Source organism: Nocardia sp. NPDC055002, from assembly GCF_053608825.1.
In genome coordinates this window covers 562995-578051 of record NZ_JBSGWE010000003.1, presented here as the reverse complement: position 1 = coordinate 578051, position 15057 = coordinate 562995, and the positions used below count along the sequence as shown (strand labels likewise).

General features: G+C 68.6%; 13 protein-coding genes. 8 read left to right on the top strand and 5 right to left on the bottom strand.

What is annotated here, in order from left to right; translation table 11 throughout:
* Positions 1-82: 82 nt before the first annotated feature.
* Both ACWF99_RS14805 and ACWF99_RS14800 read right to left on the bottom strand, forming a co-directional pair.
* On the bottom strand, positions 83-778 hold the full coding sequence (locus tag ACWF99_RS14805) for a response regulator transcription factor (RefSeq protein ID WP_101464499.1): 696 nt from the start codon (positions 776-778) through the stop codon (positions 83-85).
* Between the two features lie 157 nt (positions 779-935).
* Complete coding sequence (locus ACWF99_RS14800) at positions 936-2981, bottom strand: AMP-binding protein (protein ID WP_378632025.1); 2046 nt, start codon at positions 2979-2981, stop codon at positions 936-938.
* Positions 2982-3300: 319 nt separating this feature from the next.
* Between ACWF99_RS14800 and ACWF99_RS14795 the strand changes: the two genes are divergently transcribed.
* Genes ACWF99_RS14795 through ACWF99_RS14780 form a run of 4 tightly spaced genes read left to right on the top strand, consistent with a single transcriptional unit; the run spans position 3301 to position 8515 of the window.
* Positions 3301-7140: an ATP-binding protein gene (locus tag ACWF99_RS14795; protein WP_452536283.1), complete on the top strand. Its 3840-nt coding sequence runs from the start codon at positions 3301-3303 to the stop codon at positions 7138-7140.
* Positions 7137-7550 carry a roadblock/LC7 domain-containing protein gene (locus ACWF99_RS14790; RefSeq protein ID WP_011207200.1) on the top strand — a complete coding sequence of 138 codons (414 nt, stop codon included), beginning with the start codon at positions 7137-7139 and terminating at the stop codon, positions 7548-7550. The genes ACWF99_RS14795 and ACWF99_RS14790 overlap by 4 nt, the downstream gene beginning before the upstream one ends.
* A 7-nt stretch (positions 7551-7557) precedes the next feature.
* Complete coding sequence (locus ACWF99_RS14785; protein WP_056818578.1) at positions 7558-7932, top strand: DUF742 domain-containing protein; 375 nt, start codon at positions 7558-7560, stop codon at positions 7930-7932.
* Entirely contained in the window at positions 7913-8515 is a 603-nt protein-coding gene (locus tag ACWF99_RS14780) for a GTP-binding protein (protein ID WP_174551063.1), read from the top strand. Before ACWF99_RS14785 ends, ACWF99_RS14780 begins: the two co-directional genes overlap by 20 nt.
* A gap of 72 nt (positions 8516-8587) precedes the next feature.
* Here the strand turns inward: ACWF99_RS14780 and ACWF99_RS14775 are convergent, their stop codons facing one another.
* Both ACWF99_RS14775 and ACWF99_RS14770 read right to left on the bottom strand, forming a co-directional pair.
* Complete coding sequence (locus ACWF99_RS14775; RefSeq protein ID WP_378632030.1) at positions 8588-9121, bottom strand: hypothetical protein; 534 nt, start codon at positions 9119-9121, stop codon at positions 8588-8590.
* Positions 9118-9396, bottom strand: a complete 279-nt coding sequence (locus tag ACWF99_RS14770; RefSeq protein ID WP_364578900.1) for a helix-turn-helix transcriptional regulator — start codon at positions 9394-9396, stop codon at positions 9118-9120. Before ACWF99_RS14770 ends, ACWF99_RS14775 begins: the two co-directional genes overlap by 4 nt.
* A 106-nt stretch (positions 9397-9502) precedes the next feature.
* Between ACWF99_RS14770 and ACWF99_RS14765 the strand changes: the two genes are divergently transcribed.
* Together ACWF99_RS14765 and ACWF99_RS14760 are read left to right on the top strand one after the other, a co-directional pair.
* Positions 9503-11014, top strand: a complete 1512-nt coding sequence (locus tag ACWF99_RS14765; RefSeq protein ID WP_452536281.1) for a carboxyl transferase domain-containing protein — start codon at positions 9503-9505, stop codon at positions 11012-11014.
* Between the two features lie 101 nt (positions 11015-11115).
* Positions 11116-11970: an aldo/keto reductase gene (locus ACWF99_RS14760; protein WP_452536279.1), complete on the top strand. Its 855-nt coding sequence runs from the start codon at positions 11116-11118 to the stop codon at positions 11968-11970.
* On the opposite strand, the gene ACWF99_RS14755 is transcribed toward ACWF99_RS14760, so the two are convergent.
* The gene (locus tag ACWF99_RS14755) at positions 11951-13132 is read right to left on the bottom strand and encodes an NAD(P)-binding domain-containing protein (RefSeq protein ID WP_452536277.1); all 1182 of its coding nucleotides are present in this window, start codon (positions 13130-13132) and stop codon (positions 11951-11953) included. The two genes, ACWF99_RS14760 and ACWF99_RS14755, sit on opposite strands and share 20 nt — an antisense overlap.
* 32 nt (positions 13133-13164) lie before the next feature.
* Here ACWF99_RS14755 and ACWF99_RS14750 point away from each other — a divergent pair, with 32 nt between their 5' ends.
* Both ACWF99_RS14750 and ACWF99_RS14745 read left to right on the top strand, forming a co-directional pair.
* A complete protein-coding gene (locus tag ACWF99_RS14750; RefSeq protein ID WP_378632040.1) occupies positions 13165-13893 on the top strand; it encodes an enoyl-CoA hydratase in 729 nt (242 codons plus the stop codon).
* The gene (locus ACWF99_RS14745) at positions 13893-15026 is read left to right on the top strand and encodes an MBL fold metallo-hydrolase (RefSeq protein WP_452536274.1); all 1134 of its coding nucleotides are present in this window, start codon (positions 13893-13895) and stop codon (positions 15024-15026) included. Before ACWF99_RS14750 ends, ACWF99_RS14745 begins: the two co-directional genes overlap by 1 nt.
* Positions 15027-15057 lie beyond the last annotated feature (31 nt).

The following is a 15057-nucleotide window of genomic DNA, read 5'->3' as shown; positions in this document are numbered from 1 at the left end:
GCACCCGCCGCGGCTGCTCCCGCGACTCTTGTCCGGAGCGAAAACGATTGTCTGCGACGACGTTTCAGCGGTCGTTCGGAGATCATTTCGATTCCCGGAGTACGAAACCCACCCCGCGAATCGTATGCAAAATCCTTGGCGTGTCATCTATTTCGAGTTTCCTGCGCAGGTATCCGACGAACACGTCCACCACATTCGTATCGGCTATGAAATCGTAACCCCACACCAATTCCAGCAGTCGTTCTCGCGTCAACACCACACCGGCATTCCGGGCGAGCGTCGACAGCAATTCGAATTCCCTTTTGGTGAGCTCGATTTCGCGCCCGTGCAGTAGCGCGCGATACCCCGCCACATCGACCAGCAGCGGCCCGACCGTCAGCGCGCCGGGCGCCACGGGTTCGGGTGTGTCGGTGCGGCGGCGCAGCAGGGCCTTGATCCTGGCCACCAGCTCGGCCAGCTCGAACGGTTTCACCAGGTAGTCGTCGGCGCCCGACTCGAGGCCCGCGATCCGGTCGTCCACCGAAGCACGGGCGCTGAGCACGCAGATGGGCACGTCATTGCCCATCGCCCGCAAGGCCGTGACCACCCCGGCACCGTCGAGGACCGGCATGTTCATGTCGAGGACCACCGCGTCGGGCGCCTGCTCGGCGACGGCCCGCAGCGCGGCACCACCGTCGCGCGCGACCAGCACCCGGAACCCGGACAGCCGCAGGCCGCGTTCGACCGAGGCGAGAACGTCCTCGTCGTCATCGACGACGAGAACGGTAGAGGAAGTCACGTGGTGAGCTTATATTTCTGGCGGCGCGGGCGCCGCGGGGTCTCGGCCTGGTGGCCTCGATCTTCCCTCCCGGCGGGCACTCCTTCGTCGCACCCTCTGGTCAGTCCAGATCGAGGCGGCCGAGACGCCCCTGCGGGGCTGCGAAGACCTCGGAGGTCTACGGGGCAGGGGAGACCGGGTCGTTGTCCTGTTCGGGGGTGGCGGCCGGCGTGATGCTGCCCAGTGGTGGGTTGGCGAGGATGCGGTCCGCCAAGGCGGTGAGGACGTGGGGATCCTCGATGGTGGCGGGGGTTTCGACGTGTTCACCGGCGGTGAGCTGGCGGATCGTCTTGCGCAGGATCTTGCCGGAACGGGTCTTGGGCAGGCCGGTGACGATGATCGAGTCGTGCAGGGTGGCGATCGCGCCGATCTGGGCACGTACCCGGTCGTCGAGTTCGGCGCGCAACTGCTGCTGGTCGATCTCGACACCCTGCTTGAGCACCACATATGCCAGCGGGAGGCTGCCCTTGAGCTCGTCGGGCATGCCGATCACCGCGCATTCGGCGACGGCCTCGTGCCCGGCGATGGCGGCCTCGATGCTGCCCGCTGACAGGCGATGCCCGGCGATGTTGATCACGTCGTCGCTGCGGCCGAGGACGTAGAGATAGCCGTCCTCGTCGAAGTAGCCGGAGTCGCCGGTGAGGTAGTGGCCGGGGAAGGCCGACAGATACGAGCGGATGAAGCGATCCCGGTCGCGCCACAAGCCGGTCAGGCAGCCGGGGGGCAGCGGCAGCCCGATCACGATGTTGCCCTCGGTCCCGGCGGGCACCGCGTTGCCGTTCGCGTCGAGCACACGCAGCCGGTAGCCGGGCACCGGCACACTCGCCGAACCAGGCTTGACCGGCAGTTCCTGCAGGCCGAGCGGGTCGGCGCAGATCGGCCAGCCGGTCTCGGTCTGCCACCAGTGATCGACCACCGGGGTGTCGGGGTGATCGGCCAGCAGGGTGTTCGTCGCCCAGTCGAAGGTGGCCGGATCCAGGCGCTCGCCCGCGCAGAACAGCGCGCGCAGCCGGGACAGGTCGTGGCGGTGGGCCGCGGTGGCGTCGGGGTCGGCGCGGCGGATCGCGCGCAACGCGGTCGGCGCGGTGAACAGCACCCGCACGTCGTGCTCGTCGACGATTCGCCAGAACGCGCCCGCGTCGGGGGTGCCGACCGGTTTGCCCTCGTAGAGCACCGTCGTCGCGCCGACCAGCAGGGGTGCGTAGACGATGTAGGAGTGGCCGACGACCCAGCCCACATCGGAGGCGGCCCAGAACACCTGACCAGGGCCGACGTCGTAGATATTGCGCATCGACCAGGCCAGCGCCACCGCGTGCCCGCCGTTGTCGCGCACCACGCCCTTCGGCTTACCGGTGGTGCCGGAGGTGTAGAGGATGTAGAGCGGATCGGTGGCGGCCACCGAGACCGGATCGGCGGGCGCCACCCCGTCGACGCAGTCGTCCCAATCGACCCAGCGGGCGGCGACGGTCTGCTCCGAGGACGGCAGCACGTCGGTGGCGGGCAGGGCGGCGGGGAACTCGATCGTCGTGAACTGGGGCCGCTGCTTCACGATCACGGTGCGCACCGACGCGGTCTCGGCGAGATCGAGCGCGGCCATCACGATCGGCGGGTAGTCGATGCGGCGGTTGGGTTCCAGGCCGCCCGAGGCGGTGATGATCAGGACCGGCTCGGCGTCGTCGATGCGGGCGGCCAGCTCGGGTGCGGCGAACCCGCCGAACACCACCGAGTGCACCGCGCCGATGCGGGCACAGGCCAGCATCGCGATCACCGCTTCGGGGATCATCGGCAGATAGATCACCACCCGATCACCGGCCACCACACCGAGATCGCGCATGGCTCCCGCGAACTCGGCCACCGCGTCGAGCAATTCGGCGTAGGTGTAAATCGTGGTGGTGTCCGTCATAGCGGAGGCATATATGAGGGCGGGTTGATCGGCGTGTCCACCCTGGTCGACAGTGCCCGCCCTGACGTGGCGGTCGAGGGCGTTCACACAGGTATTCAGGCGGGCATCGGGGAACCACCGGGCCGACCGCTTATCGGCGGCATCGACGATCTGCTGCGGTTCGACATCCCACTCGATGCCCTGAGCTGCGGCGGACCAGAAGTCGGCTGGGTCGACCAGGCTGGTCTGATAGACCGGCCGGTACTCGTGTTCGGTGTCCAACCCCGTGACTCCCTAGCCTCGCTTCGATGCCCGCTCGATAGATCCAGATGATTGTGGCAGACTTCACGCGACACCCGAGGGGGTGCCGCGACCTTTGGTTTTGCCTACAACGGGCTGGTCATGGAGCGGACCTCTACCGGGAGTCAGCCAAGAAGTTATTGATCCGTTAGAATCCGATGTCACTTATTCGGGCAGTCGTAGACGCAATTTCTCGGCCAGCCGTAGTTCTCGGCCAGCAGCCACTGGCGAGCCACCCTCGCGCCTGTGGAGGTTCGCCTCAGGCGCACGGTACGAGGCCAGTTTGGAAAGTGAGTGGGAGATGCGTGACGCCGCTAGGTCCGGCAGCAAACGCTGGGCGCTCGGCAACTGGGACCTGCGTTGGAAGGTTACGGCCGTACTTGCCGTGCCACTCGCGGTCGCGGTCGGGCTCGGCGTGTCGAGAATTACCTCCGAGTTCTCGGAGGCCAACCGGCTCTCCAGTATCAACGAGCAGGTAGACACGATTCCGACGGTCACCGCGCTGAGTGCAGGCACGGCGAAGGTGGCCGGCAGCCAGTTGGTGCCGGCCGGTCCGGGGGTCACCCTGGTCACCGACAAGGACCTCGCCGATCTCGACGCCGCGGTCGCCGCGGCCGAGACCTCGCTCGGTCGGCTGACCGATCTGCCTGCCGCGCACGGCGCGCTCGAGCGGATGGTCAAGCAGGCCAAGAACGTGCGCGCGCAGGGTAAGGCGCTGTCGACGTCCGCCGAGCCGGTGCTCTCCGGGGTCGAGCAGATGACCCAGGACAGCGTCAGCATCGTGGAGACCACCATCGCTCAGGTGAGCGATCCGGTGATGGACACGGCCAAGCTGCGTCTGGTCGACTCGCTCAACACGCGTTCGGTGCTCGTCGACGAGCTCGCCGGTCTGGCCGGGATGCTGCGTGGGCAGGACACGGGGGCCCAGACCTTCCTCACCGGTGTCGCGACCGAGAGCCATCTGCTCGACGTGCTGTCCAACCGCTTCCCCGACGGCGATCGGGTGATCGCCGACCTCAAGGCTCAGGCCGATATCCGGGCGAACCTGATCAGCAGTCCCGAGGTGTCCGCGGGCAAGCTGCCCGTCGGCGACTTGCGTACCTCGCTCTACTCGAGCTTGCAGGCCTACGAAGGCGTCGTGAACGAGGCCACCAAGGCCATCGAGGTCTCGATGGACGAGCTCACCGATGCGGCCGCCACCGGTGCCTGGACCTATACCGCTGTCGTCATCGCGACGATCCTGGCCGCGCTGCTGCTCGCCGTGTTCGTCGCCCGCTCGATGATCGTGCCGCTGCACCGCCTCCGCCTGGCCGCGCTGCGCGTCGCCGAGTCCGATCTGCCGCACGAGGTCGCCCAGCTCCGTAACGGTGCCGCGCCCGAGGACGTGCCGCTCGAGCCGATGCCGGTGCGCTCCGACGAGGAGATCGGCCAGCTCGCCCGCGCCGTCGACGATATCCACGGTCAGGCGCTGCGCTTGGCCAGCGACCAGGCGCAGATGCGTTCGCAGGTCAACGACATGTTCGAGACGCTGGCCCGCCGGTCCAAGTCGCTCGTCGACCATCAGCTCACCCTCATCGAGGCGATGGAGTACGACGAGAAGGACCCGCGCCTGCTCGAGAACCTCTTCCGGCTCGACCACCTCGCCGCGCGCATGCGCCGTAACGGTGACAACCTGCTGATTCTCGCGGGCACCAAGCAGCGCCGTACCAAGTCGGCCCCGGTCGAGATCGCCGACGTGCTGCGTGCCGCGATCTCCGAGGTCGAGGACTACGAGCGGGTCAAGCTCGGCGCCACGCCGCGCGGCTCGCTGGTGGAACCGGCCGCCTCCGATATGGCGCACCTGTTCGCCGAGCTGCTCGACAACGCGCTGCGGGCCTCCCCGCCGGAGACCGACGTCAAGTTCACCTTCGCCCAGGCGCACGACCAGGGCCTGCTGATCGAGGTCGCCGACCGCGGTATCGGTATGCCGCCCGCGGAGATGTCGGAGATCAACCACCGGCTCGGGCAGACCGCCGAGCCCGGTCCCGACACCGCCCGTCACATGGGTCTGTTCGTGGTCGGCCGGCTGGCCGAGCGCCACGGGCTCACCGTGCGCCTTCGCCCGACCTTCGATACCGCGCGCGATCCCGGCGTCACCGTCACCGTGCACGTGCCGGTCGGCCTCATCGTCGCCGGTGCCGGTGGCCCGGTGGTGGCGCCGCAGACTTTGCAGCAGCAGCAGAACGCGCCCGCACCGCAGCAGCAGCGGCCGAACCCGCAGCAGCAGCCGAGCAGCACCATGCAGACCCGCGCGATCACCCGCACCCCGGGTGGCAACGTGATGGTCACCGTCGATCCCGGCACCAGTGGGCCCCCGGCGGGTGCCGGTGGTGGCTTGCCGCAACGTCAACCGGGCAACTCGATGGCGTCGGGCGCGGCCCAGGACGCGAACGAGCAGTCGTCGCCGTCGCTGCGTCCGCCCACCCCGGGGCAGGGCAACGTGCCCCAGCGCGGCAAGCTCGCCGCGGCGAGCCTGCCCAAGCGCACCCTGGCACCGGGTGGACCGCAGCGTCCGCCCGCCGGGCCGGGTCAGCAGGGTCCGGGTGAGCAGAAGCCCGGTGGGCCGCCGCAGGCCGGTGGTGGGCTGCCGCAACGTCAGCCGGGTGCGAACGGCGCGCCGTCGCGGGAGTCCGCGCAGCCGCCCGTGCAGTCGCCGCGTGACTCGGCGCCGCCTCAGCGCGATTCGGCACAGACGCAGCGGGGGAGCACCCCCGGTGGGTTGCCGCAGCGTTCGCCGGGCGCCAATGGCGCCCCGCAGCGTGATCCTTCGGTCGGTCTGCCCCAGCGCGATCCGTCGCCGCGGCTACCGCAGCGGGAGCAGACCGGCGGTCTGCCGCAGCGTGACCCGGCAACGGGTCTGCCGCAGCGCGATCCGTCGACCGGCCTCCCGCAGCGTGAACAGACCGGTGGCCTGCCGCAGCGTGATCCGGCAACGGGTCTGCCGCAGCGCGATGCCGCGAACGCCCAGCGTGATCCGGCGCAGTCGACCGGGTTGCCGCAGCGTGGTCAGGGAAGCGCTGCGCCGCAGCGTGATTCCGAGCCCGTGCAGCGTGACCCGTCGAACGGCCTCCCGCAGCGGGGCAGCGCCTCCGGCGGTCTGCCGCAGCGCGATCCCGCGCCGCGGCTGCCGCATCGGGATCAGTCCGGTGGTTTGCCGAGGCTCGATCAGACCGGTGGTCTCCCGCAGCGTGAGCAGACCGGTGGTCTGCCGCAGCGTGATCCGTCCAACGGCCTACCGCAGCGGGACCAGACGGGCGGTCTGCCGCAGCGCGACCCGTCCAACGGCCTCCCGCCGCGCGATCGGTCCACTGGACTGCCGCAGCCTGAGCAGACCGGTGGTCTGCCACAGCGTGATCCGGCCAGCGGACTTCCGCAGCGTGCCCAGCCCGCCCGTCCGGCCAATGGTCTGCCGCAGCGCGCTACCCCTGCGCCGCAGCAGGATTCGGCCGCCAACGGTCTGCCCCAGCGCGCTCCGGCAGCGGGTCAACCGCAGCGGGACGCGCCCAACGGCCTGCCCCAACGTGCGGCTGCGCCGAATGGGCTGCCGCAGCGTGATCCCGGGGCTAGTGTTGTACCGCAGGCGAACGCCGGGCCAGGAGTGGCTCTGCCGCAACGGGATCGGGACCCTGCGGGGCCGGATAACGCTGCGTCGGCAGGGCGTGATCCGGGTCGGCACAGCTTCCGGTCCAATCCGGTCAAGGCTGCGTCGTTCTTCCAGACCAGGTTGCAGCCGGCACCGGAAGGTGATTCCGTGATGGGCGGAACGCCGATCTTCGCCGAGATGATGTCGGCGTGGCTCACGGACGAGAATTCCGACCGGAACCAGATGGCTGCCGCTTTCGAATCACCGGGTGACGAGGGTTGGCAGGCCGCACGTGCGGCCAGCGAAGCTCAGTCCGAGGTGCGTACCGCCGCCGGCTTGCCTCAGCGCAGTCCGGGCGGAAGGCTTGTGCCGGGTGGTGTGAGCGGCACCGCTGATCGCACCCCGCAGCAACGCGATCCCGCCACGATCCGGAACAGCCTGAGTCGTCACCAGCAGGGTGTCCGGGATGGCCGCGCAATGAAGGCAATGAACCTAACCGGAGATAAAGGAGACCGATGAACCCCGATCTAGGTGGTACGAACCGTCAGCTGGATTGGCTGGTTTCGAACTTCGCCAACGAGGTTCCTGGCGTAGCCCATGCCGTCCTGGTCTCGGCTGACGGACTGTTGATGGCCGCGAGCGCTCAGCTCCCGGTCGACCGCGCGGAGCAGCTCTCCGCGGTGACCGCCGGACTGGCAAGCCTTTCCGTCGGCGTGTCGAATCTGTTCGAAGGCGGTACGGTACTCCAGTCCGTCGTCGAGATGGAGCACGGATACCTGCTGCTCATGGCAGTCGGCGACGGCTCCTACCTAGCGGTCCTGACCAACACCTCGTGTGACATCGGTCAGGTCGGCTACGAAATGGCACTTCTGGTCGAGCGCGTTGGCCAGACGGTCCAGGCCACGCCGCGCGTCACGATGGGTTCCTGATGGTGGGATGGACATAGACGATCACCGCATGGGGAGCGCCGAGCCCAGCCTCGTCCGCCCGTACTCCTTGACTGCCGGCCGCACCAGGCCGGCGGTCGAGTTGGCGCTGGAGGCACTCGTCGCATCGCATCCGGTCGCCATGGAGCGGCAGTACGAACTGAACAACCTCGAAACGTCCATCGTGGAGTTGTGCAGGCAATCGCCGTCCGTTGCCGAGATAGCTGCCCAGCTGTACATCCCGATCGGGGTGGCCCGGGTACTCGTAGCCGATCTGATCGAGGCCGGCCACGTCCGGGTTTCGGCAACTTTGAAAGACGATTCCAGCGACGATGAACGTCGCGAGCTGATCGAAAGGGTTCTCAGTGGACTCCGGCGTATTTGATTCGACGGCGCAGGTCGATACCCGCACGGCCAAGCCGACTTCGGCGAAGATTGTGGTCGCCGGCGGCTTCGGTGTGGGTAAGACCACGATGGTCGGCGCGGTGTCGGAGATCGTTCCGCTGCGCACCGAGGCGTTGGTCACCAACGCCAGTACCGGAATCGACAACCTGACCGGTATTCCGCAGAAGTCCACCACCACGGTGGCGATGGACTTCGGCCGTATCAGCCTCGCCGACGACCTGGTCCTGTACCTGTTCGGTACGCCGGGCCAGTACCGGTTCTGGTTCATGTGGGACGACCTGATCCGCGGCGCCATCGGCGCCGTGGTGCTGGTCGACACCCGCAGGCTCGAAGACAGCTTCGCCGCTGTCGACTACTTCGAGGCCCGCGGGCTGCCGTTCCTGGTGGCGCTCAACGAGTTCGACGACGCGCCGAAGTACCCGCTCGAGGACATCCGCCAGGCCCTGGCGGTTCCCGCCGACGTGCCGATCATGTCGATCGACGCCCGTCGCCGGGAACCGGCCAAGCAGGCCCTGGTCGCCTTGACCGAGTACGCGCTGCGCAAGGTCATGCAGGGTTACTGAGCTGAGTCTCTGCGCTGATGGACGGGGCTGCTGCGATGAAGGCCGCAGCCCCGCTCTTCGTTCAGGACCAGTTCAGGACTCCGGTTCGGGATCGGGCCGGGTCCAGCCGAGGATCATCGCCGGCGCACAGCCGCCGGCCATGATCGTGGCCAGCATCATCAATCCGCCCGCGTAGGCGATGCGATAGGCGTCGGCCTCCGGTGAGAACGCGCTGCCGAAGATCAGGTACGCCAACGGTGCCATGGTCAGCGACTGGGTGAGCGCTAGTCCCGCCGAGCGGGCCTTGTTGCGCTCGGAGATCTCCAGTTCGTCGAGCATCTGGTCGGGCGCGTGATCCTGGCCGCCCGAAGCGATCCGCAGCATCGTCCAGCTCGGCAGGAACACCAGTGCCGAGACGATCGCGACTCCTGGCGCCCCGAACAGGTCGAGCGCGCGCATCACTCCGGCGACTGCGATCCCGAGCAGCGCGATCGTCACGATCACCACGAGAATCCGCCGTCGGTGCAGCGACCGCCAGCTCTTCAGCATCCCCGCTGTCCGTTGTTCCTGCACGAGCCAGCGCCGGACCCGATAGTTCTGGTAGCGGTCGATGAGCGTACTGGTCATGGCGTCTCGCCTTTCGTGCGTGGGTAGAGCTCGGCCGACAGCGGCCCGAATTCCTTGCGGGAGAACACGACTTCGATCGGTAGCGCGAACACATCGCAGATGCGCATCGCCAGATCGAGGCTCGGATAGTGATCGCCACGCTCGAGCGCGCCGATCGTCTGGACGTTCACGTTGACGGCCTCGGCAAGCGCCGCGCGGCTCATCCGATGCTCCGCACGCAACACGGCGATGCGATTGAAGATCGGCAGGGTTTCCCCTCTTCTGACTGGGCTCACCTAATGAAGTGTTGTAAAAACACAACATATTGTCAAGATATCCCAATGTTCCGCTGTGATCTCGTGACCGTGGCCGAACCTGTCCGGCTACGCTCGGAGCGTGCGGATGTCGGCGGATGACTTACTCGGCCAGTTGCTCGACGCGGGCTCTTTCGTGAGCTGGGACCGGGCGCCGATCGAGCCTGCCGTGTCACCGCGGTATCGCCAGGACCTCATCGCGGCGGCCGATCGGGCAGGGACCGATGAGGCGGTGCTGACGGGGGAGGGGTTGTTGCGCGGGCGGCGAGTCGCCGTGATCGCCTGCGAGTTCGCGTTTCTGGCCGGATCGATCGGGGTGGCAGCGGCCGAGCGGATCGTGTGTGCCGTCGAGCGCGCCACCGAACTCGGGCTGCCGCTGATCGCCTCGCCGACCTCCGGCGGCACTCGGATGCAGGAGGGGACAGTCGCTTTCGTGCAGATGGTGAAGATCGCGGGTGCGGTGGCCGTGCACAAGTCGGCGGGGCATCCGTATCTGGTGTATCTGCGCGATCCGACGATGGGTGGAGTGTTCGCGTCGTGGGGGTCGCTGGGACACATCACCTTCGCCGCGCCCGGCGCGCTCATCGGGTTTCTGGGCCCTCGCGTGTACGAAGCCTTGTACGGCAAGCCGTTTCCGCCCGGCGTGCAGACGGCGGAGAACCTCTATCGCAACGGTGTGATCGACGGTGTGGTGACGGTGGAGGTGTTCCGGCGGATCGCACACCGGGCGATGAGCGTCGCCGCCGGCGCTGTCGTCCCGATGACGACCGAGCCGGGTTGGGCTGCGCCGGTGCGTAGTCCGTCGACCCCGGCGAATCCGACTGCCGGCGCCTGGGATTCGGTGCTCAGTTCGCGGCGGCCCGGCCGTCCGGGCATTCGGGACCTGCTTCGCCATACGACACAACGGGTTCCGCTCAGCGGGACCGGTCGTGGTGAGTCCGATCGCACTGTCCTGCTCGCCCTGGCCCGGTTCGCCGGTCAACCGTGTGTCGTGTTCGGGCACGACCGATCCGGTCAGGAGGGCGAGCACACCATGGGCCCGGCCGCCCTGCGCGAGGCGCGGCGCGCGATGGTCCTGGCGCGAGAACTGCGGCTGCCGCTGGTGCTGGTCATCGACACCGTCGGCGCAGCCCTGTCCAAGGAGGCCGAGGAACGCGGGCTCGCCCCCGAAATAGCGCGCTGCCTGGCCGATCTCGTCACCCTCGATACCCCGACCGTCTCCGTGCTGCTCGGCCAGGGCACCGGCGGTGGCGCGCTCGCGCTGTTGCCCGCCGACCGGGTGCTCGCCGCCAGGCACGGCTGGCTGGCCCCGCTGCCGCCGGAAGGGGCGAGCGCCATCGTCTTCCGCGATATCGCGCACGCACCGGAAATGGCTGCCGCACAAGGCATCAGATCGGCTGACCTGCTCGAAGACGGGGTGGTGGACCGGATCGTCGAGGAGTACCCCGATGCCGCCGACGAACCGGTGGCCTTCGCCCGTCGCACGGTCCTGGCGATCGCCGCCGAACTGGCGGCGCTGCGCACCTACGAGCCCGCCGAACTGCGCACGCTGAGGCAGCGCCGATACCGGCGAATCGGACTGGCCGGAGCTGTGTACTGAATCGCGGGCAATCCCCTGACCAGCGCCCCGCTTCTCGGTACGGGGAAACACGCGACGCGCCGTCGTTGACGCCACACCCAACCACTTCTACCTTCGAGAGGGTGACCTTCCGCAGCGAGAGCAGCCCTGTCCCCACCATCGTGCTCAATGACGGGAACGTGATCCCACAGCTCGGCTTCGGTGTGTTCCAGGTGCCCGCGGAAGACGTCACCGGGGTGGTGGCCGAGGCGTTGAAGGTCGGCTACCGCAGTATCGACACGGCCGCGGTCTACGGCAACGAGGAAGGCGTAGGCCGCGCCATCCGTGAATCGGGGATCCCCCGCGACGAACTCTTCATCACCACCAAGCTGTGGAACGCCGACCAGGGCTACGACAGCACCCTGCGCGCCTTCGACACCAGCATGCGGCGCCTCGGCCTGGACTATCTGGACCTGTATCTGATCCACTGGCCGGTGCCCTCGGCCGGCCGCTACGTCGACACGTTCCGCGCGTTCCAGGCGCTGAAGTCGCAGGGCCGGATCGGCTCGATCGGTGTCTCCAACTTCCGGGTGATCGATCTGGAGACCCTGATCGCCGACGCGGGCGAGATCCCGACGGTGAACCAGATCGAACTACATCCCACGCTGTCCCAGCGTGACCTGCGGCAATACGACGCCAATCACGCGATCGCCACCGAAGCGTGGAGCCCGCTGGGACAGGGCACGCTGCTGGGCAACCCCACCATCGTCGACATCGCGAAGCAGCTCGACCGCACCCCCGCGCAGGTCATCATCCGGTGGCACCTGCAGCTGGGCAACATCGTCATTCCGAAGTCGGTCACGCCGTCGCGGATCGCCGAGAATTTCGACGTGTTCACCTTCGAACTCGACGCCGATGCGATGGAGTCGATCAGCCGCCTCGACTCGGGCAAGCGGGTCGGCGCCGATCCGTCGACGTTCAGTGCCGGTCTGGACTGAGCCCTAGGAAGCCGGTCAGCTCGCGGGCTGCCGCCCGGCCCGCCCGGTTGGCGCCGATCGTGCTGGCCGAGGGCCCGTAGCCGATGAGATGGATGCGCGGGTCGACGGCCACCTGCGTCGCCAACCGCCCGGTCATGGTGATCCCGCCGCCGGGTCCGCGCAGCCGCAAGGGCGCCAGGTGATCCAGTGAGCTTCGGAAACCGGTGGCCCACAGGATCACGTCGGCCGCCTGGAAACTGCCGTCGGCCCAGCGCACACCGGTGGGCTCGATCCGCTCGAACATCGGCAGCCGTCGCAGCACACCCCGCTCGCGGGCGGCTCGCAAGCGGTTGTCGAGCGGCAGTCCGGTCACCGAGACGACCGATCCCGGCGGCAGGCCCGCCCGGACGCGGTCCTCCACCAGTGCCACCGCGTCGCGCCCGTCCTGCTCGGCGAACGGCGTTTCCCGCCAGCGCGGCTCCGACCTGGTGACCCATGTGGTGGAGGTCACGAGCGAGATTTCGTCGAGTAACTGCACCGCCGAGATGCCCCCGCCGACGATGACGACATGTTTGCCCGCGAACTCGTCGGCCGTGCGGTAGTCGCGGGTGTGCAACTGTCGGCCCGCGAAGGTGCCGGCGCCCGGATATCGGGGGACGAACGGGTGCTCCCAGGTGCCGGTGCCGTTGATCAGACCTCGCGTGCGAAGAGTGCCCGCGCCCTCGGTTTCGACCTGTAGTACCTCGCCTCGGCCCGCGCAGCTCTGCCCGTCGGCGGTCCGATCGCAGACGACTTTCACCGTCACCTGCCGTTGAACCTGCAGTTCGAAGCGCTTTTCGTAGAGCTCGTAGTAGTGCGGCACCGCGCTGGCGGCTCGCGCCGACTCCGATCCCGCCGGCAGTGTCTCGGCGAAGGACATCCCCGGCAGGTCGTGCACCCGGTTCACGGTGGTCAGGGTCAGCGACGGCCACCGGAACTGCCAGGCGCCACCGGGGCCCGGTGCGTGGTCGACGATGCGGAAATCGCGTTCGGGCACCAGCCCGAGCTTGCGCAGGTGATAACCGGCGGAAAGCCCAGCCTGACCCGCGCCGATCACCAGGATGCCGAAATCCGTCCTCGCCACAGCCGTCGATGCTATCGCCTTGCCCGGCGTTGCCGACGGGCTGTGGCAGAGTGTGAACATCCACGAAATCTGGGAGATTCTGGGGAGGATGCATGCTCGGCGTGACCCGCGATGGTGATGTGATCACCATCGAATTGCAGCGCGAGGAACGGCGCAACGCGCTCAACGAGGACCTGGTCGGGCAACTGCGCGCCGCCGTGCTCGACGCGGTGGCACAGGGTGCGCGTGCCATCGTGCTCACCGGCCGCGGGCCGATCTTCAGCGCGGGCGCCGATCTGTCGGGGGTGTACTCCGAGTCGTTCCTGAGCGGTCTGCTCGACATGCTGCACACGATCGAATCCGTGCCGGTCCCGGTGATCTCGGCGATCAACGGTGGTGCGCTCGGTGCGGGCGTGCAGCTGGCGCTGGCCTCGGACCTGCGGGTGATCGAGCCCGACGCCTACATCGCGGTGCCGGCCGCCAAGCTCGGCATCTCAGTCGATCGCTGGACGGTGTCGCGGCTGGCGGCCCTGATCGGTGGCGGCCCGGCCCGGACGATCCTGCTCGGCGCCGAATCCGTCTCCGCCGCAGACGCGTACGCCTACGGCTTCGCCAACAAGCTCGGCACCCTCGCCGACGCCAAGGACTGGGCCAAGTCCATCGCCGCGCTGGCGCCGCTGTCGCTGCAAGCGATGAAACTGATGCTCAACGACGACGGCACCGGCGATCCGGCGAGCGCGCAGCAGCAGGCCGCGCTGGCGGCCGCGTGGAGCAGCGACGACGCGAAAGAGGGCCGCCTGGCCCGGCAGGAGAAGCGCCCGGCGAAGTTCGTGGGGCGCTGATGCGGATCACACGTCTGGCAGGTTCGCTGGCGAGCACCTTCGGTCTCGCCTGGATGGCCCGCGCGGTGTGGGGCCTGCCCACCTCGATCGGTGCGGGCCCGTCGGCGATCGCGCCGACCGCGATCGGCAAGTCCTCCTATCGCGACGGCCGTTTCCACAACACCGAGCCGAGCTCGATGCTCGCCGCCGGTGCCGCGCCGTCGCTGATCTGGTCGGGGCTCACCAAGGGACGCCTCGGCCGCCCTGCCAATCCCGTCCCGCTGGTCACCCCCGCGGTTCCCGAGCAGGCCGCCGAGCTCGCGGTGACCTGGTACGGGCACGCCAGCGCGCTGGTGGAACTCGACGGTTACCGAGTGCTGGCAGACCCGGTGTGGAGCGAACGGGTCTCCCCGTCCCCGGTGGTCGGCCCGGCCCGCCTGCACCCGGTCCCCGGCGAGCTGGCGCAGGTGCCGCAGGTCGACGCCGTAATCATCTCCCACGATCACTACGACCACCTCGACAAGGCCACCGTCGACGGACTCGTCCGCACCCAGCTCGCGCCGTTCGTCGTGCCCACCGGCATCGGCGCGCACCTGCGCCAGTGGGGCGTGCCCGAATACCGGATCATCGAGCTCGACTGGGGTGGCTCGGTCTCGCTCGGACGCGACGCCGAGGACCGCGGCCTCACCATCACCTGCGCCGAGGCCAGGCACTTCTCCGGCCGCGGGCTCGTCCGCAACACCACGCTGTGGGCGTCGTGGGCGCTGTCCGGCCCGACCAAGCGGGTCTACTTCGGCGGCGACACCGGCTACACCAAGGCGTTCTCCCAGGCGGGCGCGGTGCTCGGCCCCTTCGACCTCACGCTGCTGCCCATCGGCGCCTACGACGAGCGCTGGACCGATGTGCACATGAATCCCGAAGAGGCGGTGCGTGCCCACGCCGACCTGTGCCTCGGCGACGCAAGCTACGGCCTGCTGGTCCCGATCCACTGGGCAACGTTCAACCTGGCCTTCCACGGTTGGTCCGAACCCGTCCGGCGCCTGGTGTCGGCGGCCGCGGATGCGGGTACTCCGGTCGTAGTGCCCAAGCCGGGCCAGAGGGTGGTTCCGAATGACCTCCCACCACGGGATTCGTGGTGGGAAGATGTGGAGTGACCGTTGCCGTGGTGCGCGAATGTCAGACGCT

Coding starts and splice junctions, on each gene's coding strand:
- ACWF99_RS14795 (WP_452536283.1), top strand. CDS start 3,301: ATGCGTGACGCCGCTAGGTCCGGCAGCAAACGCTGGGCGCTCGGCAAC.
- ACWF99_RS14750 (WP_378632040.1), top strand. CDS start 13,165: ATGCTCGGCGTGACCCGCGATGGTGATGTGATCACCATCGAATTGCAG.
- ACWF99_RS14755 (WP_452536277.1), bottom strand. CDS start 13,132: ATGTTCACACTCTGCCACAGCCCGTCGGCAACGCCGGGCAAGGCGATA.
- ACWF99_RS14775 (WP_378632030.1), bottom strand. CDS start 9,121: ATGACCAGTACGCTCATCGACCGCTACCAGAACTATCGGGTCCGGCGC.
- ACWF99_RS14745 (WP_452536274.1), top strand. CDS start 13,893: ATGCGGATCACACGTCTGGCAGGTTCGCTGGCGAGCACCTTCGGTCTC.
- ACWF99_RS14785 (WP_056818578.1), top strand. CDS start 7,558: ATGGACATAGACGATCACCGCATGGGGAGCGCCGAGCCCAGCCTCGTC.
- ACWF99_RS14790 (WP_011207200.1), top strand. CDS start 7,137: ATGAACCCCGATCTAGGTGGTACGAACCGTCAGCTGGATTGGCTGGTT.
- ACWF99_RS14765 (WP_452536281.1), top strand. CDS start 9,503: ATGTCGGCGGATGACTTACTCGGCCAGTTGCTCGACGCGGGCTCTTTC.